The organism is Roseomonas indoligenes (assembly GCF_017813365.1).
Taxonomy (GTDB): domain Bacteria; phylum Pseudomonadota; class Alphaproteobacteria; order Acetobacterales; family Acetobacteraceae; genus Roseomonas; species Roseomonas indoligenes.
This window is the reverse complement of sequence record NZ_JAGIZA010000002.1, coordinates 38,078-61,479: the sequence shown is the minus strand read 5'-3', so window position 1 is coordinate 61,479 and position 23,402 is coordinate 38,078. Positions and strand designations below refer to the sequence as shown.

At 71.0% G+C, this 23,402-nt stretch carries 21 protein-coding genes; 7 read left to right on the top strand and 14 right to left on the bottom strand.

The genetic code is table 11. The features are described 5' to 3' along the window. Positions 1-28: 28 nt before the first annotated feature. The 8 genes from J5Y10_RS02675 to J5Y10_RS02640 form a co-directional block, all read right to left on the bottom strand. Positions 29-469 carry a hypothetical protein gene (locus tag J5Y10_RS02675; RefSeq protein WP_209370445.1) on the bottom strand — a complete coding sequence of 147 codons (441 nt, stop codon included), beginning with the start codon at positions 467-469 and terminating at the stop codon, positions 29-31. Next, positions 469-2,349, bottom strand: coding sequence for a phage tail protein (locus J5Y10_RS02670; RefSeq protein WP_209370443.1), 1,881 nt, complete (start codon positions 2,347-2,349; stop codon positions 469-471). The genes J5Y10_RS02675 and J5Y10_RS02670 overlap by 1 nt, the downstream gene beginning before the upstream one ends. Before the next feature lie 6 nt (positions 2,350-2,355). Beyond that, positions 2,356-2,922: a phage connector family protein gene (locus tag J5Y10_RS02665; protein ID WP_209370441.1), complete on the bottom strand. Its 567-nt coding sequence runs from the start codon at positions 2,920-2,922 to the stop codon at positions 2,356-2,358. Between the two features lie 241 nt (positions 2,923-3,163). After that, positions 3,164-3,997: a phage capsid protein gene (locus J5Y10_RS02660; RefSeq protein ID WP_209370439.1), complete on the bottom strand. Its 834-nt coding sequence runs from the start codon at positions 3,995-3,997 to the stop codon at positions 3,164-3,166. 419 nt (positions 3,998-4,416) lie between these two features. Further along, positions 4,417-5,163 carry a capsid assembly protein gene (locus tag J5Y10_RS02655; protein WP_209370437.1) on the bottom strand — a complete coding sequence of 249 codons (747 nt, stop codon included), beginning with the start codon at positions 5,161-5,163 and terminating at the stop codon, positions 4,417-4,419. Beyond that, positions 5,160-6,578, bottom strand: a complete 1,419-nt coding sequence (locus tag J5Y10_RS02650) for a portal protein (protein WP_209370430.1) — start codon at positions 6,576-6,578, stop codon at positions 5,160-5,162. Before J5Y10_RS02650 ends, J5Y10_RS02655 begins: the two co-directional genes overlap by 4 nt. 193 nt (positions 6,579-6,771) lie before the next feature. Then, positions 6,772-7,302 carry a hypothetical protein gene (locus tag J5Y10_RS02645; protein ID WP_209370428.1) on the bottom strand — a complete coding sequence of 177 codons (531 nt, stop codon included), beginning with the start codon at positions 7,300-7,302 and terminating at the stop codon, positions 6,772-6,774. 7 nt (positions 7,303-7,309) lie between these two features. Then, complete coding sequence (locus J5Y10_RS02640) at positions 7,310-7,744, bottom strand: hypothetical protein (RefSeq protein WP_209370426.1); 435 nt, start codon at positions 7,742-7,744, stop codon at positions 7,310-7,312. A 125-nt stretch (positions 7,745-7,869) separates the two neighbouring features. On the opposite strand from J5Y10_RS02640, the gene J5Y10_RS02635 reads away from it, so the two are divergent. After that, positions 7,870-8,505, top strand: coding sequence for a S24 family peptidase (locus J5Y10_RS02635; RefSeq protein WP_209370424.1), 636 nt, complete (start codon positions 7,870-7,872; stop codon positions 8,503-8,505). A gap of 135 nt (positions 8,506-8,640) precedes the next feature. Here J5Y10_RS02635 and J5Y10_RS02630 read toward each other — a convergent pair whose 3' ends face one another. Both J5Y10_RS02630 and J5Y10_RS02625 read right to left on the bottom strand, forming a co-directional pair. Next, positions 8,641-10,572 (bottom strand): lysylphosphatidylglycerol synthase domain-containing protein, encoded by a 1,932-nt coding sequence (locus J5Y10_RS02630; protein WP_209370422.1) that lies wholly within the window; start codon positions 10,570-10,572, stop codon positions 8,641-8,643. Beyond that, on the bottom strand, positions 10,569-12,200 hold the full coding sequence (locus J5Y10_RS02625) for a lysine--tRNA ligase (RefSeq protein ID WP_209370414.1): 1,632 nt from the start codon (positions 12,198-12,200) through the stop codon (positions 10,569-10,571). The genes J5Y10_RS02630 and J5Y10_RS02625 overlap by 4 nt, the downstream gene beginning before the upstream one ends. Positions 12,201-12,410: 210 nt before the next feature. On the opposite strand from J5Y10_RS02625, the gene J5Y10_RS02620 reads away from it, so the two are divergent. After that, positions 12,411-13,418, top strand: coding sequence for an aspartate-semialdehyde dehydrogenase (locus J5Y10_RS02620; RefSeq protein WP_209370412.1), 1,008 nt, complete (start codon positions 12,411-12,413; stop codon positions 13,416-13,418). A 128-nt stretch (positions 13,419-13,546) separates the two neighbouring features. Next, positions 13,547-14,314 (top strand): phosphatase PAP2 family protein, encoded by a 768-nt coding sequence (locus tag J5Y10_RS02615; protein ID WP_245214260.1) that lies wholly within the window; start codon positions 13,547-13,549, stop codon positions 14,312-14,314. Here J5Y10_RS02615 and J5Y10_RS02610 read toward each other — a convergent pair. Then, on the bottom strand, positions 14,280-15,212 hold the full coding sequence (locus tag J5Y10_RS02610; protein WP_245214259.1) for a lipid kinase: 933 nt from the start codon (positions 15,210-15,212) through the stop codon (positions 14,280-14,282). The genes J5Y10_RS02615 and J5Y10_RS02610 overlap by 35 nt on opposite strands. Positions 15,213-15,350: 138 nt before the next feature. Between J5Y10_RS02610 and J5Y10_RS02605 the strand changes: the two genes are divergently transcribed. Continuing rightward, entirely contained in the window at positions 15,351-16,187 is an 837-nt protein-coding gene (locus tag J5Y10_RS02605) for a DUF1206 domain-containing protein (protein ID WP_209370404.1), read from the top strand. 61 nt (positions 16,188-16,248) lie between these two features. Here J5Y10_RS02605 and J5Y10_RS02600 read toward each other — a convergent pair whose 3' ends face one another. Then, positions 16,249-17,751, bottom strand: a complete 1,503-nt coding sequence (locus J5Y10_RS02600) for a catalase (protein WP_209370403.1) — start codon at positions 17,749-17,751, stop codon at positions 16,249-16,251. A 169-nt stretch (positions 17,752-17,920) separates the two neighbouring features. Next, positions 17,921-19,018 (bottom strand): class II fructose-bisphosphate aldolase, encoded by a 1,098-nt coding sequence (gene fbaA, locus J5Y10_RS02595; RefSeq protein ID WP_209370401.1) that lies wholly within the window; start codon positions 19,016-19,018, stop codon positions 17,921-17,923. 146 nt (positions 19,019-19,164) lie between these two features. Between fbaA and J5Y10_RS02590 the strand changes: the two genes are divergently transcribed. From J5Y10_RS02590 to J5Y10_RS02580, 3 genes are all read left to right on the top strand, one after another. After that, on the top strand, positions 19,165-22,005 hold the full coding sequence (locus tag J5Y10_RS02590) for an ATP-dependent DNA helicase (protein ID WP_209370399.1): 2,841 nt from the start codon (positions 19,165-19,167) through the stop codon (positions 22,003-22,005). A 36-nt stretch (positions 22,006-22,041) separates the two neighbouring features. Beyond that, entirely contained in the window at positions 22,042-22,491 is a 450-nt protein-coding gene (locus J5Y10_RS02585) for a tellurite resistance TerB family protein (protein WP_245214258.1), read from the top strand. Between the two features lie 84 nt (positions 22,492-22,575). Continuing rightward, positions 22,576-23,067: a hypothetical protein gene (locus J5Y10_RS02580; protein WP_209370398.1), complete on the top strand. Its 492-nt coding sequence runs from the start codon at positions 22,576-22,578 to the stop codon at positions 23,065-23,067. A 4-nt stretch (positions 23,068-23,071) separates the two neighbouring features. Here the strand turns inward: J5Y10_RS02580 and J5Y10_RS02575 are convergent, their stop codons facing one another. Next, positions 23,072-23,281, bottom strand: coding sequence for a cold-shock protein (locus J5Y10_RS02575; RefSeq protein WP_209370396.1), 210 nt, complete (start codon positions 23,279-23,281; stop codon positions 23,072-23,074). Positions 23,282-23,402 lie beyond the last annotated feature (121 nt).

The following is a 23,402-nucleotide window of genomic DNA, read 5'->3' as shown; positions in this document are numbered from 1 at the left end:
CCGGTTCCGCCGCGTGGGCGTGAGGTTGTCAGTCCAGCAGGCTCTTCACGGCGCGGCCGAGGCCCTGCCCCGCGCGTACCCAGTTGTTGAGCGATGAGTCCCCGTCCAGCAGCGACTTCCGGTTAGCCGAGAGCCGCGCGGCATAGACCGCGTCGTTGGTGCCCTGCGCCGCCGCCGCGGCACCGCGCAGCCCGGCCGCCATGGCGGCGCCGGATCCCTCGTCCGGGTTCACGCCGCCCGCGGCCAGGCGCGCGCGGGAGGAGGCGATCGTCCTGTCCAGCGCGCGCTGCCGCTCGGCGGTGTCCTGCGCGGCCTGCGCGGCCAGGACCTGTTCCTGCGCCGCCTGCTGCACCTGCGCGTTCTGTTGCTGGGCCTGCGCGTTCTTCTTCTGCCGCTTCGCCGTCTCCATCTGCGAGTAGATGGAGGCGCCGGTGGCGGCGAGCGTCACGACGGGGGCAAGCTGTGCCATCAGTCGGTCGTCCTCGTCTCGGTGGTCACGGAAAGCAGGGTAAAGGGCAGCGGCGCCGGATCCTCGATGCGCCAGAGCGGCGCGACGGAATCCCGGCGCCAGCCGAAGGCCCGCAGCGTCACATCACCCGTGAAGGCCGCCGGCGCCGCGTCCAGCAGCGGCGAGTCCAGCCGGCGGAAGGGCACGGGCCGCACGCCGCGCCCGGTATCCACCGCCAGCGTGCCCGTCCCCAGCAGACGGAAGGTGATGGAGACCAGCCGCACCGGCCCCATCCTTGCGCCGGCGGCGGAGATCGTCTCCGGCGGCATCGGCTCCACCACGTGGGTGAAGGGAAGCCCGGCCTGCACGGCGCCCGCCGCGGGATCGACCGTGATCGCGCCGCCCACCACCGTCGCGGCATCGCGCGGCGCGCCATCGGCCACCACGGCGACGATCCGTCCCTCCAGGTGATCGAGCCCGGACCAGACGGTGCCCGCGGCACTGCCGGTCGGGGTCTCCGCGGCGTCCAGCGTCAGCGCATCGTCGAAGCGCTCCAGGCGGAAGCTGCCGGCGCGCTCCACCACGGCGTAGACAGCGCCCTCAATCTCGGCAAGCGAGCGAAAGGCCCCGTCCGTCTCCTGCCGCGTCCAGCCCGTGACGCCCTCGGCCCGGTAGATCGTCAGCGTCGCCAGGCCGCCATCCGCCATCGCCAGGTGCAGCAGCCGCCGGCGCGAGTCGTAGGCCATGGCCACGGGTGAGACGATCAGGTGCCGCGCCACCAGCGCCAGGTCGTCCGCCTGATAGGCCTGCTGCAGGTCGGTGTAGGAGAATTCGTGCACCGCCCGCCCGGAGCGCCCGACGAAGACGGTGGACCCATCGACGTCGAGGGGCGGCACGCTGCGGTCCGCCAGCGATCCCACGCGGGTCTGCCGCGTCACCTGGATGGAAGCGGGGGTGAGCGGATCGCCCGTTACCATCCACTCCGCGCCAGAGGTGAAGACCTGCAGGTGCCGCCCCGCGAAGACGGCGCGGATCGCGTTCAGCTGGTCCGAGACGAGGCTGAAGGCGATCGCCTGATCGTCCAGCCCTTCGCCGAGGTCGAAGTTGAACGGGTCGGCGGTGCGGGAGAACCACAGCCAGTTCGGCAGGCTCCGCGCCCCGCCCAGCACCAGCCTTCCCTGGTGGAAGCAGGCGCTGGCGGGCCAGCCTCGCGCGGCCCCGAAGGCGCTCTCGTCCCACGAAGCGGTCGCGTCCGTGCCGGACAGCGCATCCTGCACTGTCGCGGTGACAACGGTCGGGGATGCATACCCCGTGACGAGAACGCGCCGCCCCTCCAGCCGCAGTCGCGCCCCCACATGCCCGGCCTCGAACACGGCTACGGAAGCCGTGACCGTCACGCTCCCCGTTGTCGCGCTGGGTGTCAGCGTCACTCCGGCCGGCGCGTAGCGGTAGAATGGCTCTCCGCTGAACTCCACCGGCCGCACGGACCACTCGCCGGACGCCGTGCGGGCGGCGACCTGCGGCCGCATCTCCCGGTGCAGCAGCAGCAGCATCTCCGCGTTCTGCGTGAATACGATCTGCGACAGCATGCCTGCCGTCCAGGGGCCGCCCAGCTCGACGACCGGGGTGTCGCCCTGGAACACGCGCAAGGCGCCCTCACGCAGCGCGAGCAGATAGGTCTGCTCCGTGCTCACCTCGAAGGGCACCAGGCGCGAGCGTCCCGCCAGGGTGGCGATGTGGCGCAGCCCCGGCCGGCGCTGCACGCCGCCCGTGGGCTGGATGAAGATGTTGCGGAGCCGGGCGGCGCCGTTGCCCCAGGCCGGCACGTCGCCGCGCCCCAGCAGCTCCGGTGCCAGCTCCCCGGCCGTGAAGGCCGTCTTGGCGCGCTTGATGACGGGCATGGCGTATCAGCCCCGCGCGCCGATCAGCGTGAAGCCGTCGATGGCCTTCGGCGTCGCCTGCTGGCTGTCCGCCAGCCGAGCCTGGCGCAGCTCCGTCTCCGCGATCCGGTGCAGCATGTCCGCGCGGGAGGTGCTCTCCGTCAGCGGCAGGCAGAACTCCGCCGCCAGCCGCGCGACCAGGGCCGCCGCGAAGAAGGGCGGGAACTCGGCCTCCGCCGGGCGGACCACGTAGGTCAGGGTCACCTGATAGGGATCGGCTTGCAGCCGGCCCTCCTGGATCCGGTAGACGATCCCCCGCCCGCGCCCGCTGCCGGCGGAGATCACGCGCAGCAGCCCCGCCGGCAGCTGGAACGCGTTGGAGAGATCGGCCACCGGCACCGCATCGAGCCGGTTCAGCTCGGCCTGCCCCGTCGCGAAGGACCAGGGATGGCAGGAGAGCAGCGCGTCCCGCGTGCCCGGGTAGAGGTTGGCCGCGACCTCCGCCTCGGCGGTTCCTTCTTCGAGGGAGGCGATGGGCTGCGCGCCGACCTTGAGCAGCGCGCGCGAGCAGAGGGCGAGGGCGGACAGCGCCATCGGTTCGGTGCCTCCAGTTCAGGAATGAGGAAGGGATTGCGCGGGGGCCGGCGCCGGTGCGGCCGCGAACGTCGCGCCAGAGCGGGCGCGGAACAGGCGGTGCACCGCAAGCACCGGCCCCACGCGCCGCGCGCACCGGCTCCCCGGCAGGCAAGGGGGGCAGCAGCGCGCGCGTTGTCTCGTGAGGGAGGAAAGGCCGCGCGGCATCGCCGCGCGGCCCCTCGTCAGGGCGTCGGGCCGGTCACTCCGCCGCGCGCATCCGCACGACGCCGACGCCGTCGATCAGCACCGCGCCCTGGCTCATCATATTGTTCACGAAATGCGCGGCGCGGTCGCCGTGCCAGGTGATGTCGGTCATCACGTCCTGCGCCACGGCATGGCCGAGCGCCGTGCGGTGGTAGAAGTAGCAGAAGCGCAGGTTACCGCTCTTCGTCAGGCCGGAATGCGGCATCCACAGCGCGCCGAGCCAGCGCTTGGCCTGCATGCCCTTCCAGGGCAGGTCCGCCTCGCCGACGTAGTCGGAATTGGCGAACTCCTCGATCTGCAGCAGCTGGCTCCACTGCTTCCAGCCCACCACGGCGTAGCGGTTGCCGTCATCCGGCACATCGGCGGCGCCCAGCGCCTCGAAGGCCAGCAGCACCTTCGCCTTCGTCAGCCCGTCCGTATCGGTCGTGCCGGCCGCGGTGCCCACCGCCTCCTGAGTCGCGGTGTCGAGGGCGGCGATGATCAGCTCGTCCGTCTTGCGGCCCAGCGCATAGGCACCGGCATTCGCCACCACCGCGCGCTCATCCACGCTGGACTTCACGTCGTCGAGCTTATCCACCCACTCGCCGGCGTAGTAGTCCTGCAGGAAGCACTCCACCGCGGAGTAGTCGAGGTTCATCACCGGCACCACGCCGTTGCGCGCCTTCGCCGCCGCGGTGCCCTTGCCGACGCGCGGGAAGACGGTGGAGGCACCGTGGATGCCTGTCTTGGAGCGCACGGTCGGGCGAAGCTTGCTGCCCTGGCGCTGATAGGCCTCGTGCACCTCGGCCTGGAACTGCTTCACGAAAGCCTGGTCGATCGTGGCGGACACGCGGTCCTCCTTCGGATGGGGTTCTGGGGCGCAGGCGTGCGGCCGACCGGTTGGCACGGCGAACCGGGGCCGGGCGGCGCGCGGAACGGCGCGCGCCCGCCGCGGCCCGATAGGGCCGGGCAGGTTGGTCGCGCCGGAAAGGGGATAAGAACGAAGAAGGGCCCCGCCCCGCGATGCGGAGGGGGCCCTTTCGGGAAGTAGGACGGGGGCAGGCGGCACCAGGGGGAAGTAGGGTGCCGCCCGCCCCCGCAGCCGGCCCGCACGAGGGGGGATGCGGGACCGGCGCGGACGGGAGCCACCCTTGGGGGGATGCAGTCGGTGACTGCCCGTCGCATGAAGGTATCGGGAAAACGCCGCTTCCCGATTCCGGTTTCAGTAGCTTAGCCAGAAAACCTGAAGATCAGGTTGAGAGTCTTGCATCACCCTCCCGTGAGCCGCCGAAAGCCTTCAGTCACCTTCTTCACGAAGTCCGGCTCCCGGCTTCGCCAGTAGCGGGGATCGCGCATCATTTTGCGCAGCCCCGCCTCGTCCATTGGCTCCGGGGCCGCCCCCTGCCGCGCCAGGACGGGCTCACCTTTCTCCATCATGCGGTGCAGCGCGATCACCCCGTCCGCAGTGGTCGAAAGCGCGGCCACCACTTCGGCAGGCAGGTTGGCGCGGCCCCAAGCGGCGATCTGCTTCGCCGTGCGCCGAAACCGCTCCTCCCCGCCGAACTCGGCCCGCAGCCGGTCCCGCTGGCGCTCCGCCTCGAACTGCCCCGCCGCCTCGGCCACGATCGGCAGCAGCCGATCCGCCGCCAGGTCGTAGACCACCTGCACCTGCGCCGGGGTGAAACCCGCCTTATGCGACATGGCGTTCACCTCGGGGTCGGCACCCACCAGCTCGTGGCGCTGCTCCACCACATACTCCTCGGCCGTCTCCGGCACGCCGATGGCCCGGCGGAAGCGCTGGCGCTCCTCCTCCGGCGCGTCCTCGCCCGGCGGCGCGAGGCGGGCGGAAAGCTTCCGCTCCAGCTCGCGGTAGGACTTCAGCAGCGCCTCCGTCCGCAGCGCGCCGCGCTCAGCGTCCCAGAACTTCTCCGGCACCTCCTCCGGTCGCTCTAGACGCTCGGGCACTGCCTCCGCCTCCTCGGGATCGGTCTCGATCTCCAGCAGGTTCTCGCTCATGCGCTGGGCTCCTGTTCGGGCATCGGGTTGGGCGCGGGCGCCAGGATGGCGGCCGGGGCGGCAAGGGTGCGGGCCAGGTGCCGGGCCGCCGCGGGCAGGTCCACGACCCCCGCCGCCCCCGGCCCCAGCGCCGCCACGGCCTGAAGGAACAACAGGGTGTTGGAGGCATCCGCCCGCCCCTGCACCCGCGCCAGCGGCGACTGGTAGGCGATCCGCGCCTCCGCCCCGTCCAGCAGGATCGGCGGCACCTCCCCGCGCCGCCGCAGGATCGACAGGCAGCGCGCCACCAGCGGCGTCAGCAGCTCCGCCTGCAGCCGGCCATAGGTCGCGCCGAGCAGCCGCGCCGTCTCCGCGCTCCGCTCCAGCACCTCCGTCGCGGTCATCCCCGGCTGCTGCGGAACGGAGAGCCGGTCCGCCAGCAGCGCGGCGCGAATTCGCGCCCGCATGTCCGTCAGCACCAGCTGCGACACGTCGAAGGACCCCGGCGCCGCCAGCGGCGTTAGCCCCGCCGAGCCGACCGCTTTCGGGATGATGCTTCCCGGCTCCAGCCGCACCGTCGCCGGGTTCAGCACCCCGTCGTCATCGGCCTGCCAGATCCCGGTCGCGGCGATGGAGGCGTTCTTCAGCACCAACTCCACCACCTTGTTCGCCGTGCGGATATCCGGCAGCGCCTTCATCACGGGACCGCGGCCATAGGTCTCGCCCGGCGCCTTCAGCCAGCGGAAGGCGAGGAAGGGGCTCTCCTCGAACCGCCCGCTCGCCAGCAGCGTCCCGCGCCCGTCCCACTCCAGCACCGCCGCGAAGCGCGGCCCGGAACGCCCCGGCCACACCGCTTCGATCACCTTGTGCGTCGCCTCGACATCGCCGGACTGGAAGATCCCGGCCGGCAGGACCGCTTCCGGGTAGCGCGCCGCCATCGCGTCCGCCGTCATCCGCACGAGACGGAACACCGTGTCCAGCCGCCCGGTCGCGCCCTCTTCCAGCACCGCCTCTCGCAGCGGCACCGCCGTAAAGCGCAGGGCGGAGGGCTCGCCCGGCGCCGCCTCCTCCACGAACACCACGCCCGTCCCGGCCACCACGAGGTCCAGGAAGGCCTGGTGCATCTCGAGCGCGAAGTTGGACTGGTCCAGATGCCCCTGCAGCACCTCCGCCGCCCGCTCCAGAACCTCCGGGTCCATCCCCTCGTCCACGGGCGAGAGACCGAACCAGCGCGACCAGGGCGGCGTTAACTCGGCCAGCAGGGAGGCCGCCAGATGCTCCGCCGCATCCGCCGCCGTCCCGTCATACAGCGCGGGGCCGCCCGAGCCCGGCGTGCCCGCCAGGACGTGGTCGTAGCAGTCCCGCCAAACACCCTCCCAGGGCCGCCGGCGCTCCAGGGCGCGCTCGGCGCGCAGGATGATCTCGTCGGGCGTCATGCCGCCATCTCCCCCTCGGGGTGCGGCGGGAAAGGGATGCTCTCGCCCATGCGCCGGCCTGCTCCTCTGCTCGGAACCCCCGGCCCGCAAACGAACAGGCCCGGCGCCGGAAGGATCCGGGCCGGGCCTGCGAAGGTTTGGTGCATCGGGGGAGGAAGCCACCGGGCGCAACTCACCCGTTGACAAGAGGGGTCTAGCCGGCCACGACGCCTTCGTCAAGAACATTTTCCTTTTGTTGGGAAAGTTTATCCAGACGTTGAAACAGCCCATAGGGCGTCAGCGCGAAGGGTGCGCGGGGCCCCAGCACCGCCCGGCACATCGACACGCAGGAGAGCGGAACCACCTCCGGCAGGCGCCGCGCCGGCGCACCCGGCACGAAAGGCCCGAGCACCCGACACCCCGCCCGCCGCCAGAACCCCGGCAGGTCGAACCCGGGATCGACCGCCAGCCGCGTCACCAGCAGCCGGCCCGAGAGAGGGTCCAGCACGGTCCATCCCGCCTCGTCCCACAGCCCCGCGAAGCAGTGCCGGAACCCCGGCCGAAGCAGCCGTGCCCAGCCCTGGTCCGCCCCGCCACCGAAGGCGATCCACAGAGCCTGCGGCCGCGAATCGGCCGCGCGGCGATGCCCCGCCCCGGCGGGTCCGGCCCGCGAACGACGATCGCCGCCCCGGTTTCCCGTGGCGGCGATCAGGTCGGGCGCCGGCACGGTCGGCACGTGAATCATGAGCGATTCAGGCCTTCGGGAAGGCGACGACGTCGCCCTCGGCCCCGCCCGGTGCGGGACCGGCAACGATCCCCTTCATCCGCAGCGGCCAGTCCAGCCGCTCCATCGCCTCGCGCCACAGCCGATAGTCGCCGCGCTCGCGCAGGGCCCTCGGGTCGGGCGCCACGCCGCGCTCTCCCCAGATTCGCATGATGCGCGCATGGGCCAGGTCGATCCGGCGCTGCCGGTACAGCCGGTCCAGGCACTTCACCACGTCATCCGGCTCGCAGGGCCGCGTCACCAGCCCGCGGCCGGAAACGATCCGCGCGCCGTCGCGCCGGGCGACCAGGGCGGCCATGGTCCAGAACCAGGCCTCCTCGGCATCGATGAAAGGTTGGACCTTACCAATGCTCGACAAGGTGGGCGAAGGGGCGCGCAGGGCGCCGGAAACAGGACGGGTCATCGGGGGCTGATCCCTATCGGTTGCGAACACAACGTGAACATCAACCCACGTCGATGTGACCGTCAAGCCGATTCTATGATCGAATTCCTGTTGCCCCCAGATTCCCCACCTATAAGATAGGTGACATGCAGCACAGCGACATCTGGCGCGCGCTCGATGCCCTGGCGGCGGAAAACGGCCTCTCCGCCTCCGGCCTCGCCCGCAGGGCGGGACTCGACCCGACCGCCTTCAACCCCTCGAAGCGCATCGGCCCGGACGGTCGCGCCCGCTGGCCCTCCACCGAGAGCGTGGCGAAGGTCCTCGCCGCCACCGGCTCCGGCATGGACGAGTTCGCCAGCCTCATCACCGGCAACCTCCGCACCGCCACCCGTCCGAGCCGCCGCATCCCCCTCATCGGCCTCGCCCAGGCCGGCAGCTCCGGGTATTTCGACGATGGCGGCTACCCCGTCGGCGGTGGCTGGGACGAGATCAGCCTGCCCGAGGTCGGCGACCCCAATGCCTATGCCCTGGAGATTAGCGGCGACTCCATGGAGCCCGTCTTCCGGGACGGCGACATCATCATCGTCTCCCCTTCCGCCCCCGTCCGTCGCGGCGACCGTGTCGTGGTCCGCACCAAAGGCGGCGAGGTGATGGCGAAGGAACTCCTCCGCCAATCCGCCCGCCGCGTGGAACTCGCCAGCCTCAACCCCGCCCATCCGAACTACAGCTTCGGGCTGGAGGAACTGACCTGGATGCACCGCATCGTCTGGGCCAGCCAGTAACAGCCGGCGCGGCCCGCGGACCAAGCCGGCCTCAGCCTGGAACGATGATGCAGATGGATCCGGGGACGGGGAGAATTCCTTCTCCCCCGCCCTGCACAGGCCATCAGCGAAGAACCGGAACACCCGGCCCGGGCATCAATCCCCGGCGGCGCCATCCGCCAGCAGTCGCAGCACCTTCTTCGGGTCCTGCTCGCCGGAGAGCACCATCACCCGCCCGTCCGGCAGCGTCACCGGCGCCATCCCGGCCTGCTCATAGGCGCGCAGCATACCCTGCCCCACGCCGGCGAAGGCGGGCGCCACCCCGGCCGTGTCGCACAGGTCGCGGAAGCGCCAGATGGCATTGACCCGCGCCTCCGGCGTCCCGACCGGATCGCCCTCCGCCACCCAGATCCCATCCAGCTTGCGGAACGGGAAGCCCGCCCGGTCGCCATCGGCGAAGATCACCCCGTCGGCATGGGCGGGCAGAACCGCCCCCAGTCCCATCAGCCGCGCCTGGGCGGACTCGTCATAGTCATCCGCGCGGATCCGCGCCGGGCGCAGCAGGCGGAACGCGGCGAAGAGCAGCAGGGCCACCGCCGCCACCACGGCGAAGCGCAGCGGTGCCGGCGTCCCGGCCTCCACCACCACCTCCCACCAGGCCGCGGAGGAGAAGCGCCCGTGATAGGCCACCGTCGCCAGGGTCAGTCCGCAGATCACCCCGGCCGCGAGCGAGAAGACCCGGGACCCCGTCAGCGGCTCCCCCGTCAGTCGCGCGTCCCTGTAGAAGGCGTGCCGCATCGCCGCGAGGAACAGCCCGGTGCCGAGATAGCCCACCGCCACCCACCAGGGATCCCCCCGCACCAGCAGGATCCAGACGCCATTGGCCAGCAGGAACAGCCCCGCCCACCAGGCGATCCGAAGCCGCCGCAACATCCCGTAGGAGACGACCAGCAGCAGGGATCCGACGATGGAGGCCGCGAATTGGCTCGCCAGCGCCGCCCATTCCCCGCCCCACAGGGCGATATCCGTCGCCCGCGCCGGCAGCGCGCCCACGAAGAGCAGCACCGCCCCCCCAAGCCCCGTCAGCCCGGACAGCACGGGCACCTCCAGAGCGCCCGTCACCCGGGTTTCCGTCTGCATCCTTCCCGCGGAGGGACGCCTCTGGTTCAGTTCGAAGACCGCGAAGAGCCCACCCGCCAGGAACAGCGGCACGATGTAGTAGAACAGCCGGAACAGCAGCACCGCCCCCACCACCTGGGCGGAGGGCAGATAGGGCTCGAGGCTCAGCAGGATGAAGCCGTCGAACACGCCCAGGCCTCCGGGCACGCTCGCCGCCAGCCCCGCGGTATAGGCCGCGATGTAGATGCCCAGGAACCGCCAGTAGGTCAGCCCCGGCGCTTCCGGCAGCAGCGCGTAGAAGATCGCCGCCGTCACCGCCACGTCCACGCTCGCCAGCACCACCTGCGCCAGCGCCATCCGGAACCCCGGCAGGTCGATCCGGTGCTTGAAGATCGTGAAATGCGGCAGCGCCCGGGACAGCACGAGATAGACGGCCACGATGCACCACATCAGCACGCCGACGGCCTGCGCCACCCAGGCCGGCACCGCCTCCCCCGCTCCCACCCAGGGCAGCACGGAGGGCTCCAGCACCAGCACCAGCCCGCCCAGCGCGAAGCCGCCCAGCCCGAAGGTAAGGGAGGTGAAGGCGATCACCTTCGCGATCTCGACCGGCGTCAGCCCCCAGGCCGCGTAGAACCGGTACCGCACCGCGGCGCCGGATACCGCCGCGAAGCCGATGTTGTGCGCCAGCGTATAGGCGCAGAAGGAAGCCAGCGACGTCCGCAGGTAGGAGATCGGCTTCCCCGCATAGACCGACCCCAGCCGGTCGTAGATGGTGAGCACGGCGTAGGCGAGCAGCGTCCACCCGCCCGCGATCCACAGCGTGCTCCGCTGCGTCCCGTCCAGCGCCCGCCCGACATCCGCCACCGAAAGGTTGCGGAACTCCTTCTGCACGACGTAGAGCGCCCCCACGAGCAGGACCAGCCCGAAGACCGTCGGCCCGTGCTTGCGGATCAGCGCCCAGCTCATGCGGCGGCCACGTCCTTCGCCAGCGTCCCCTCGATCAGCGCCGCCGTTTCCGGGATGCCGTAGAGAGCGACGAATCCGCCGAAGCGCGGCCCCTCCTCCTGCCCCAGCAGCACCTGGTAGATCGCCGCGAACCAGGCCCTGGAAACCCCCGGCCGGGACGGATCCTTGCCCGGCTGCAGGAAGGGCTCCCGCCGCCCGGCGTCATAGACCAGATCCTGGATGGCCCCCGGGCGCTCTGCCGCCGGCAGCGCCTCGATCCGCCCCTGGTTCTCCCGCAGCAGCTCCGCCAGATGCAGCAGCGCTTCCCGCTCCGGCGGGGTGGCCGCCCGGAAGGTCTTCGTCGGCTTCACCACGTCCCGGTAATAGGCGCTGGCCCGCTCCACCAGGGTCGCCAGCATCGGCGAGGCCTCCGGCGTCGCCTCCGGCGCGTGCCGCCGCAGGTAGCCCCACAGCATCTCCGGCGTCTCGGCATTCGCCGCCAGCGCCAGGTTCAGCAGCAGGGTGAAGGTGATCGGGCTCCCCGCCCCGTTCGGCAGCGCCCCGCCATGGATGTGCCAGGCCGGGTTCGCCGGATCATTGGCGGCCCGAAGCTTCTCCACATTCGCCAGGTACTCGTCCGTCGCCCGCGGGATGACGTCGAAGTGCAGCCGCTTCGCCCGGCCGGGTTGCTGGTACATGAACTGGGACAGGCTCTCGGGCGGCGCGTAGCGCAGCCACTCGTCGATGGTCAGCCCGTTGCCCTTGCTCTTGCTGATCTTCTGCCCCTGGGCATCCAGGAACAACTCGTAGGTGAAGCCCACCGGCGGCTCCCCGCCCAGCACCTTGCAGATGCCGGAGGAGAGCTTCACGCTGTCGATCAGGTCCTTGCCGGACATCTCGTAGTCCACGCCCAGCGCGTACCAGCGCAGGGCCCAGTCCGCCTTCCACTGCGCCTTCACATGGCCGCCCGTCACCGGCGTCTCGAAGCGCTCACCCGTTTCCGGGTCCCGCCACACCACCGTCCCGGCCGCCGGCCGCACCTCTTCCATCGGCACCTGCATCACCAGGCCGGTCTTCGGATGAATCGGCAGGAAGGGAGAATAGGTCGCCCGCCGCTCCGCCCCCAGCGTCGGCAGGATCACCTGCCGCACCTCCTCATGCACCGTCAGCATCCGCAGCAGCGCCTCATCGAAGCGGCCGGAGGTGTAGTAGTCGGTGGAGGAGGCGAACTCGAACTCGAAGCCGAAAGCCTCCAGGAAGGCCCGGAGCCGGGCATTGTTGTGCGCCCCATAGCTCTCATGGGTCCCGAAGGGGTCCGGAATCCGGGAGACCGGCTTGCCCAGGTTCGCCCGCAGCAGCTCGGCATTCGGGATGTTGTCCGGCACCTTCCGCAGCGCGTCCATGTCGTCGGAGAAGGCGAGCAGCCGGCCCGGCAACCCCGTCAGCCGCTCGAAGGCCCGCCGCACCCAGGTCGTGCGCGCCACCTCCCCGAAGGTCCCGATATGCGGCAGCCCGGACGGCCCGTAGCCCGTCTCGAACAGCGCCGCCCCCTTGGCTTTCACCGCGGCGCGGTCCGCCACCTTCGCCGCCTCCTCGAAGGGCCAGGCGCGCACGTCGCGGAGGGAGGGGTCGGCGGGGGGACGTTGCATAGCCCGGCCCACATGCCCCCGCGCCCCCTCGGGGTCAACGGAGAGGCACACGGCCCCAAAACAAGGCGCCTCCGCCGCAGGGCGGGTCTGGTCTCCGAAACAAGCGCCTCGCATCAACCAGCACCGCCTGTATAAGCCCCATGCCACACTGGCATGGGTGGGTCTTCAACGACCCGCCCCGGCAACAACGCCTCGAAGGATGAAATGGTCATGCGCGTTGGGGTTTTCGGAGCGACGGGCGCGGTCGGCAAGGAACTGGTGCAGGTCCTGGGTGACCGCGGTTACCCGGTGACCGAGCTGCGCCTCTTCGCCTCCACCCGCAGCGCCGGCACCCGAATTACGACCCCCTTCGGCGAGAAAACGATCGAGGTCTACGACCCGGCCAAGCCCCCGCGCCTGGACTTGGCCCTGCTCGCCGTCTCCGGCGACTGGTCCAAGGCCCATGCGAAGGAGCTGGTGGCCGCCGGCGCCGTGGTGGTGGACAACTCCTCCGCCTTCCGCCTGGACGACGATGTCCCCCTGGTGGTGCCCGAGGTGAACGCCGGGGCCGCCAAGGGCGCCCGCCTGATCGCCAACCCGAACTGCACTACCGCCATCCTGGCCGTGGCCCTGGCGCCGCTGCAGGCCGAGTTCGGCCTGAAGCGCGTCATCGTCTCCACCTACCAGGCCGCCTCCGGCGCGGGCGCCGAGGGCATGGAGGAGCTGGAGACGGGGCTGAAGGAGGTCCTGCTCAACGGCGGCACGGCGAAGAACAGCGTCTTCCGCCACCCGCTGCCGATGAACCTCATTCCCCACATCGATAGCTTCCAGCCCAACGGCTACACGCGGGAGGAAATGAAGGTCACCTGGGAGACCCGGAAGATCATGGGCCTGCCGGACCTCCTCGTTTCCTGCACCGCCGTCCGCGTCCCCACCCTGCGGGCGCACGCGGAGGCCGTGACGATCGAGACGCTGAAGCCGATCACCCCGGAGGCTGCCCGCGCCGCCCTGGCCAACGCCCCCGGCGTGAAGCTGGTGGACGACGTGGCGAACGCCGCCTACCCGATGCCGCTGACCGCCAGCGGCCGCTACGACGTCGAGGCCGGCCGCGTCCGCCAGAGCCTCGTCTTCGGTGACCACGGGATCGACTTCTTCGTGGTGGGCGACCAGCTGCTCAAGGGCGCCGCCCTGAACGCGGTGCAGATCGCCGAGGCCCTGCCGGTCAAGCTGGCCGCCTGAGGGCTAGCCGCCTGAGAGACGGGCGGGGAGGGTCCCACCCTCCCCGTTTCCTCCGGTCGAAATCCGACCGCGCGCGTTAGCCCTTCCGGCCGGCCAGGGGCATGGCCGGGAATCGGAGGGCGGAGACGATGGCAGGACGGAAGGCCTGGCTCTGGGCACTGCCGGAGCGGGTGACGCGGATGGAGCGGTGGACGCTGATCGCCATCGCCCTCACGGCCGTCTCGCTCTTCGCCTTCGTCAACCTCGCGGCCGAGGTGACCGAGGGCGACACCAACGCCTTCGACCGCGCGATCCTGCTGGCGCTCCGCAACCCCGCCGACCTTTCCGACCCGATCGGGCCGCGCTGGCTTGAGGAGATCATGCGCGACCTCACCGCCCTGGGCGGCAACGTCGTGCTCGCCATCCTCTCCCTTTCCATCACCGGCTTCCTGGTCCTCACGGGGAAGCGCCGGGCCGCCGCCATGATCGCGGCCTCCCTCATCACCGGTACGCTGCTGAGCCACGCCCTGAAATGGGGCTTCGACCGGCCGCGCCCCGACCTCGTCCCCCACGGCACCGCGGTCTACACGCAGAGCTTCCCCAGCGCGCACGCGATGCTCTCCGCCATCGTCTATCTCACCCTGGGCGCCCTCCTTGCCCGGGTGCAGGCGGCATGGCCGGTCAAGATCTACCTCCTGGTCGTGGCGGTGTTCCTCACCGTCATCATCGGGCTGAGCCGCGTCTACCTCGGCGTCCACTGGCCAACCGACGTCCTGGCCGGCTGGGCCGTGGGCGCGGCCTGGGCGCTGCTGTGCTGGCTGGTCCTGCTCTCCATCCAGAAGGCCCGCCGCCGGGCCCGGCAAGCGGCCGCCGCGCCCGCCCTCAGGCCTCCGCCGGGGGCGGCACCAGAACGGTGACCGCCCCCGGGAGCACCCGGAACCGCGCCGGCGTCCGCGTCGTCAGCTCCCCGTCCGTGTTGACCGGCCGCGGACGCCGCGTCCGGATCTCCACCTCCTCGGAGCTCGCGGTCCGGACCTCCTGCCGAAGCCCGTGGCGGCCGGAGCGGAAGGCCGGATAGATCATCGCCAGCTTCCAGATCCCCTCGAACTCCAGGCTGTAGAGGTTCAGGCGGCCGTCATCGATCGCGGCCGCCTCGTCGATCGCCATGCCCCCGCCGTAGTAGTGCCCGTTCCCAACCGCCACCTGCAGGGTCCGCACCCTGTGCGACACGCCGTCATGCCGGATCTCCGCACGGAAAGGCCGCATCTTCCAGAGCGCGCGGCAGGTGGCCAGCGCGTAGCCCAACCGCCCCCAGCGCCGCTTCACCTCCCCCGTCAGCTCCCGCGTCACGGCCACGCTCAGCCCGATGCTCGCGACGTTGAAGTAGGGATGGCCGTTGACCTCCCCCAGGTCGATCCGGCGGGGCTGCCCGTCGAGCACCACCCGCACCGCCGCCTCCAGATCAAGGGGGATCCCGAGGGTCCGGGCCAGGTCGTTCGCCGTGCCCAGCGGAAGCAGGCCGAGCGGCAGCCCCGTCTCAATCAGGGCCGGCGCGGCGGAATTCATCGTCCCGTCCCCGCCGCCCAGGATCACCATGTCCACGGAACCGGCCTCGCGGCGGATGGCGGCACGCAGGGATTCCGCATCGGAACAGGGCTCGCGCACCAAGCGGATGCCACCCTGCTCCAGCGCGGCAGCGGCGGCATCGGCCCCCTCCGCCCCCCGGCGGCTCTTTCCATTGGCAACGAACAGGGCGCGCCGCGCCGGACGAGACCCCGCCATCGCGTCCCCAAGGGCATCAGGATCGGCGCTCATCCCGTCCGGCCGCCTCTCACCGCCATCAACATCGTGCAACCCGTCCCACGACCACCTATCGGCCCTGCCGGGACCACCCCGGCCGAACCACTGCCCGCCCCACAACGTTCTTGGCTGGCCTTTCGACGCGGACCGGACATGACGATTTCATACGCTCGCAACCGCCTCGAACTCCTCGCCCGCCTCGGCTATGCGGCCAGGGGCGTCGTGAACCTCCTCATCGGTCTCCTGGCGCTGCTCGCCGCCTTCGGCAGGGGCGGAGAGGTCACGGGCTCGAAGGGCGCCCTGGAGGCCCTGTTCTCCCAGGCCTGGGGGAGCGTGCTGCTCGCGGTCGTGGCGCTCGGCCTCTTCGGCTTCGCTCTCTGGCGCCTGCTGCAATCCCTGCTGGACGCGGACCGGCGCGGCCGCTCCTGGTCCGCCCTCGGCGCCCGCGCCGGCCAATTCGTCTCCGCCATCGTCTACGCCAGCCTCGGGGTCTTCGCCCTCAGCCTTCTTGCCGGCTCCGGCGCGGCCGGCGGCGAGGAACAGGCCGCCCGCGACTGGACGCGCTGGCTCCTCCGCCAGCCCTTCGGCCGCTGGCTGACAGCCGGCGTCGCCCTGGCCGTGCTCGGCGCGGCAATCGGCATGGCGCACAAGGTCTGGACGGCCTCCTTCCGAAAGCACCTCGCCTGCGGGCCGGCGGTGGCGCGCTGGGTGATTCCGCTCGGCCGGATCGGCTACGCGGCCCGTTCCCTGGTCTTCCTGATCATCGCCGCTTTCCTGCTGCTCGCGGCCTGGCAGTCCGATGCGAGGGAGGCGCGCGGCCTGGGTGGCGCCCTGCTTGCCGTGCAGGACCAGCACTTCGGCCCCGTGGTCTTCGGCCTCGTCGCCCTCGGCCTCGCGGCCTTCGGCGCCTTCGAATTCGCCGAGGCGCGATACCGCCACATCGCGGCCCCGACGGAAGCGGAGATCGCGCGGACCGCCCTGCGCCGCTGACAAGAAAAAAGGCGGAGGGACCATGGGTCCCCCGCCTCCTTCAGCCACTGGCCTGCCGGGCCTACTCCGCCGCCTGCTGGCGCTGCGGCATGGAAATACCCAGCCCTTCCGCCACCCGGCGCCCGTACTCGCGATCCGCCTGCATGAAGTAGCAGACCATCTTCTCCCGGATCACCGGCGCGCACTCCGAGAGCGCCCCGACCAGGTTCTTCACCAGATCGTCCCGCTCGAAGTCGCTGAACGCCCGCCACCGCTCCCCGGCCTGCTGGAAGTCATTGGTCCGCTCGATCTTCTGCCGGCCTACCTCGCCCTGCACGAAGACGCGCGGCGGCGGTCCCAGCCGCGGCTGCTCCACCAGACCGTGGAAGTTAGAGGGCTCGTAGTTCACGTGCTTGTTCGCGCCCTGCTCCGCCCCGTCCACGTGGTAGCTCATTTGCCCGCCGCGCTGGTTCGTCGCGAAGGGGCATTTCGGCGCGTTGATCGGCAGTTGCAGGTAGTTCGGCCCCACGCGGTAACGCTGCGTGTCCGAATAGGCGAAGGTCCGCCCCTGCAGCAGCTTGTCGTCGGAGAAGTCGATCCCGTCCACCAGCACGCCCGTGCCGAAGGCCACCTGCTCCACCTCGTTATGGTAGTCCACGGGGTTCCGGTTCAGCTGGATGTGGCCGACATGCAGCAGCGGGAACTGGTCCTCCGGCCAGAGCTTCGTGACATCCAGCGGATCCCAGTCCAGCTCGGGATGCTCGTCGTCGCTCATCACCTGGATGAAGAAGTCCCACTCCGGGAACTCGCCCCGTTCGATCGAATCGTACAGGTCGCCGGTGGCGTGGTTGAAGTCCTTCGCCTGGATCGCGGAGGCCTCATCCGCCGTCAGGTTCCGGATGCCCTGGCGCGGCTGGAAGTGGAACTTGCAGAGCACCGTTCTACCCTCGGGGTCCACCAGCTTGTAGGTGTTCACCCCCGATCCCTGCATCTCCCGATAGGTGGCCGGGATGCCCCAGGGCGAGAACAGCCAGGTGATCATGTGCGTCGCTTCGGGCGTGCAGCTCACGAAGTCGAAGAACCGGTTCATCTGCTGGCGGTTGTGGATCGGGTCCGGCTTGAAGGCATGGACCATGTCCGGGAACTTCAGCGGATCGCGGATGAAAAACACCTTCAGGTTGTTTCCCACCAGATCCCAGTTGCCCGTCTCCGTGTAGAACTTGATCGCGAAACCGCGCGGATCCCGCAGCGTCTCCGGGCTGTGCCCGCCATGGATCACCGTGGAGAAGCGCAGGAAGATCGGCGTTTCCGTGCCGGCGGTGAACACCTTCGCCCGCGTGTATTTCGTGATCGGATCCTCGCCGGCCTTGCCGGTCGGGATGAACACGCCGTGCGCCGCCGCGCCGCGCGCATGCACCACGCGCTCCGGGATCCGCTCCCGGTCGAAATGCGTGATCTTCTCGAGGAACTGATAATCCTCCAGCACCAGCGGGCCGCGCGATCCGACGGTGCGCGAGTTCTGGTTGTCGAAAACCGGATGTCCCTGGCGCGTGGTCAGGCCCACACCTTGCGGCTTGTCCGCCATATCGAATCTCTCCCTGCCAAGTCGCTGAGAAACGCGACCCTAAGGAGGTAGATCGGGCGGATGAAATACAAAGGGCCACCCAGGCCCATAAGGATTGCCTATCAGCTCCGAAGCTTGCCGCAGGCACCACGGATAGCGGGCGGGGGCCGGAACCCCCGCCCGCATCCCGTCACCCGGCCAGCGTGCGCCCGGCCGAACCCAGATCGGCGAAGGCCTCGTCCAGCCGCTTCGCCACGCCCTTCTCGCCGGCCCGCAGCCACTTGCGCGGGTCGTAGAACTTCTTCTGCGGCTTGCCCGTCGCCGGGTCGATCTGGTGCTTGAAGGCCACCGGATTGGCGTCGACATAGGCGCCCACCGGCTCGGAGAAGGCGAACTGCGTGTCCGTGTCGATGTTCATCTTGAACACGCCGTAGGACACCGCCTCCGCGATCTTGTCCTTCTCGGAGCCCGAGCCGCCGTGGAACACGAGGCTCATAGGCTTGTCGCCGCCGCCGAACTTCGCGGACACCGCCTCCTGCGAGGCCTTCAGGATCTCCGGGCGCAGCTTCACGTTGCCCGGCGCATACACGCCGTGCACGTTCCCGAAGGATGCCGCCATGGTGATGTGCCCGATCGGCGAGAGCACTTCCCAGGCCTTCAGCACGTCCTCGGGCTGCGTGTAGAGATGCGCGTTGTCGGCGCTCTCATCCACGTCGTGCCCGATCCCGTCCTCCTCGCCGCCCGTCACGCCGAGCTCGATCTCCAGGCTCATGCCCAGCGGCGCCATGCGCTTCAGGACGGTCGCGCACTCCGCGATGTTCACGTCCAGCGGCTCGGCCGACAGGTCGATCATGTGGGAGGAGTAGAGCGGCTTGCCCGTCCGCTTCATGTGCTCCTCGCCATGGTCGATCAGCTTGTTGATCCAGGGCAGCAGGGACCGGTCCGCGTGGTCGGTGTGCAGGACCACGCAGACGCCGTAGGCAGCCGCCAGCGTGTGCACGTGCTGCGCCGCGGAAACCGCGCCCAGGACCCGCGCCGCATCCGCATCCGGGCAGCCCTCGCCGCCGAAGAAGCGCGCGCCGCCGTTGGAGAGCTGGATGATGACGTCGGACTTGTTCTTCGCCGCCGCCTCCAGCACCGCGTTGATGGAGTTCGTCCCCACCACGTTCACCGCCGGCAGGGCGTAGCCGCCCTCGCGGCAGGCTTCGAGAAGGGTCAGGTAGTCCTGGCCGGTCACGACACCCGGCTTCAGCTTCGTGGTGCTGCCCGACGGCGCAATGTGATTCACGCTTGGCTTTCCTGCGTCTGGTTGATCCGCAATCCCGGATGCCCGCCTTATACAAGCTAAGCGCCGCGCCGAACCCCTCTTCCACAGAAAAGAATTGGAGACGGCGCGGGCTATCCGCTGCGAACAAAGCGGGTATAGACCCGCCGATGCCTCCGCTCCCGGCCCCCTCCGCGGCGCCCGCCTCGGCAACGCCCCGCCTTCTGCTGCCCGAGGCCCCCGCCCTGGTCGCCGGGATCGGCCGCGCCACGATCCTGACGCCCGACGGCGAGATCGAGACCCTTCCCACCGCCGCCCTCGCCGGCCGCCTGTCGGAGCTGCCGCCCCCGCTCCTCGTCCACGCCCCCGCCACGGCCCGCCGCCTCGGCCTGCCGCCCTTCCCCATGGCCTTCGACCTGCTCGAGCTTTTCGCCTTCATCCTCCCCGCCCAGCTCGCCGCCCCCACGCCGCGCGGCCTCGCCATGGTGCTAGAGATGGATCCGCCGAAGGACGACGAGGCCGCCGCGATCCTCCTGCCGGAGATCGCCACCACCCTCCTCCGCCGCCTCGCCTCCACCCGCCACGCGCTGCTGAACCGCGATGCCGGGATGCTCGCCGCCCGGCTGCGCGACGCCTCGGACTGGCCCTGGGCCCCCAGCCTCCTCGCCGCCCTCGGCCAGCCGGAAGCCCGCCCGGGCACGGACGCGCTGAAGGTCTGGCGCCGCCTGCCGGAATGGGAGGAAACGGCGCCCCCCACGCCGCCCGCCTCCATCCCGGTCGCCCCGCTGGAAGCCCGCAGGCGCCTGGCCGAAATCCTCGGCGCGGACGCCGAGACCCGCCCCGCCCAGGCCGACTACGCCTCCGCCGCCTCCCTCGCCTTCGCCCCGCGCGAGGCCGAAGGGCATCCCCAGCTGGTCCTCGCGGAGGCCGGCACGGGCACCGGCAAGACCCTCGGCTATATCGCCCCCGCCTCTCTCTGGGCGGAGCGCAACGGCGCGCCCGTCTGGGTCAGCACCTATACCCGCAACCTCCAGCGCCAGATCGACAGCGAGCTCTTCCGCCTTTTCCCCGACCCGGCGGAGCGCCGCCAGCACGTCGTCATCCGCAAGGGCCGCGAGAACTACCTCTGCCTGCTGAACCACGAGGAAGCGGTGAACGGCGCCATGCCGTCGCGCCTCCTCGCCCTCTCCCTTGTCTCCCGCTGGGCGGCCGCCACGCGGGACGGCGACATGCAGGGCGGTGACTTCCCGGGCTGGATCGCCGAGCTCTTCCCCTGGGGCCACGTCGCCGGCCTGACCGACCGCCGCGGCGAGTGCATCCATTCCGCCTGCCCCCACTGGCGCCGCTGCTTCGTGGAGCACTCCATCCGCCGTGCCCGCACCGCGCGCCTCGTCATCGCCAACCACGCCCTCGTCATGGTCCAGGCGGCATTGGGCGGCGGCGACGACAAGCCGGCCCTCCGCTACGTCTTCGACGAGGGCCACCACCTCTTCGACGCCGCCGACGCCGCCTTCTCCGCCGAGATCTCGGGCGGCGAGATGGCGGAACTCCGCCGCTGGCTCCTCGGCGCCGAAGGCGGCCGCGGCCGCGCCCGCGGGTTGCGCCGGCGCCTGGAGGAGGTCACCGGAGACCATCCCGCCCTCCTCCCGCTAATGGAGGAAGCCCTGCGCCACGCCGGCAGCCTCCCCGGCCCTGGCTGGTCCTCCCGCCTCGGCGAGCCGGAGGAGCACGACCTGGACGCGGAGGACCTCCCCGGCCACCCCGCGAAGACCAATCCCGGTGAGACTTTCCTGCGCAGCGTCATCCTCCAGGTCTTCGCCCGCAGCCCAGAGGCCGATATCGGCTACGATGCCGAGTGCGACCTCCGCCCCCTGAACCCCGGCCTCGCCGAGGCCGGGGCCGCCCTGGAAGACGCCCTCCGCCTCATCGAGACCCCCCTCCAGGCCCTGCACGCCCGCCTCACCGGCCTGCTGGAGGATCCGGACGCGGAGCTTGAAACGGGCGACCGCATCCGCCTGGACACCGCCCGCCGCACCGTGGACCGCCGCGGCCTGCGCCCCCTGGCCGCCTGGCGCGGCATGCTGAAGGCCCTGTCCGACCGCGCGCCGGAGCCGGGCAACCGCCCCCTCCACGTGGATTGGCTCGCCATCACCCGGCGCGAGGGCCGCGTGATCGACGCCGCCCTGCACCGCCACTTCCTGGACCCTACCCAGCCCTTCGCCACGGTCGTCGCCGCCCCCGCCCACGGCCTGCTCATCACCAGCGCCACCCTCCGCGACAGCGGCGAGGGCGACCCCGAATCCGCCTGGGAGGAGGCCGAGGCCCGCACCGGCGCGAACCACATCGCCAGCCCCGCCATCCGCGCCGCCGTTCCCTCCCCCTTCGACTACCCGAGCCAGACCCTGGCCCTCGTCGTCACCGATGTCGCGCGGGACGGCCCGCAGGCCGCCATGGCCATGGAACAGCTCTTCCGCGCCTCCGGCGGCGGCGCCCTCGGCCTCTTCACCGCCATCCGTCGCCTGCGCGACGCCCATTACCGCATGGCCCCCGGGCTGGAGGCCGCCGGCCTCCCCCTCTACGCCCAGCACGTGGACGCGATGGACAACTCCACCCTCGTTGATGTCTTCCGGGCGGAGGAGGACTCCTGCCTGCTGGGCACCGACGCCCTGCGGGACGGCGTGGACGTGCCCGGCCGCTCCCTCCGCCTGCTGGTCTTCGACCGCATCCCCTGGCCCCGCCCGACCATCCTGCACCGTGAGCGCCGGACCCACCTCTCGGGCGGGCGACCGAAATCCTATGACGACGCCATCGCCCGCCACCGCCTGCGCCAGGCCTTCGGCCGCCTGATCCGCCGCGCCGACGACCGCGGCGTCTTCGTGCTGCTGGACTCCCGCGCCCCCACCCGCCTCCTCGCCGGCCTGCCGGAAGGGGTGGCCGTGCACCGGATGGGGCTGGCCGAGGCGGTGCGGGAGACCCGCCGCTTCCTAAATGGTGATCGTCCCGCCGATTGACGGAAGGCCCGTGGCGGAAGAACCCTTCCCCCCACGATGGACACGAACGTCATGGACGCCGCTCCCACCCCCCTGCCCACGCGCCTCACCGCGCAGGAAGCCCTGGTCTGCGCCATGGTGCTGATGGGCGTCAGCGACCGCGGCATGACCGATGCCGAGCTTGCCGCCATGTCCCGCCTGGTGCGGGAACTCCCGGCCTTCGGCGACTTCCACCCGAGCGAGATCGACACGGTCACCGAGGTCGTCCTCGGCCTCCTCGACCAGGCCGATGGGCTGGACCGTGCGAGCGAGATGATCCGCGACGCCCTGCCCCCCCGCCTGCGCGAGACCGCCTACCTCCTGGCCTGCGAGATCGCGGCCGCGGACGGCGATGCCAGCCAGGAGGAGCTCCGCTTCCTGCAGGACTTCCGAATCGCCCTCGACATCGATCGCCTCGTCGCCGGCGCCATCGAGCGGGCGGCCAAGGCGCGCTTCCAGGTTATCTGAGCCGGCCGCCGCCCGGACCGTTCCGGCGGCAACAACCCGGCGCAAGCGGCGTTCCCTGGCAAGGTTAATCCAGAGGAACGCACCATGTCAGATGCACCGCACGCCCAGCGCCAGATCATCGCGAGCTTCGGCACCCATGATGGCGCCGAGCAGGCCATCCAGTACCTGACCGCGGAGGCGATCCCCCGCGACCAGATCTCCATCCGCACCTCCGACACCGGCCTCCAGCCCGTCCAGGCCCCCGGCGAGACGAACGGCGTCGTGCAGGAGGATGAGCAGCGCAACCTCCGCACCATGGGCACGAGCATGGCCTCGGCCGGTGCGGCGATGGCCGCCGCCGGCGTGGTGGTCGCCACGGGCGGCGCCGCCCTGCCGGCTGTCGCCGCCGCGGCCGCGGCCGGCCTCGGCGCCGGCGCGGTCACCCAGGGCGTGAGCAACGCCGCCACCCCGGAAGTGGTCCCGGATTCCGAGAAGGCGGTCGCCGTCCTCACCGTGAACGTCGCCAATGCCGACCAGGCGGAACGCGCCAAGGGCGTGCTCCGCAAGATCTCCGCAATCAAGGTCTGGGAGGAGTAGGCCGCTAGCGGGAGAGGATGCGCGTCACGATCGGCGCCGGCTTCTTCGGAAGCTGCTCCGCCTCGTAGGCAATCTCCTCGCCCTTCTTCAGGTCCCGCCTTCCGGCGGCCTCCACCACCGTTTCGTGAACCATCACATCCGGCCCGCCATCGTCGGGCCGGATGAAGCCGTACCCCTTGTGCGGCTGGTACCAGACCACCGTCCCTGTCGGCATCGCGCCAACCTCCGCGCTGAACATCCCATCCTACAACGAGAAAGGGCGGCCCGTTGCCGGACCGCCCCTCGTCGTCACGAAGACCGAACTTCTGTTGGGGATCGAAGCCGATCCCCAGGGG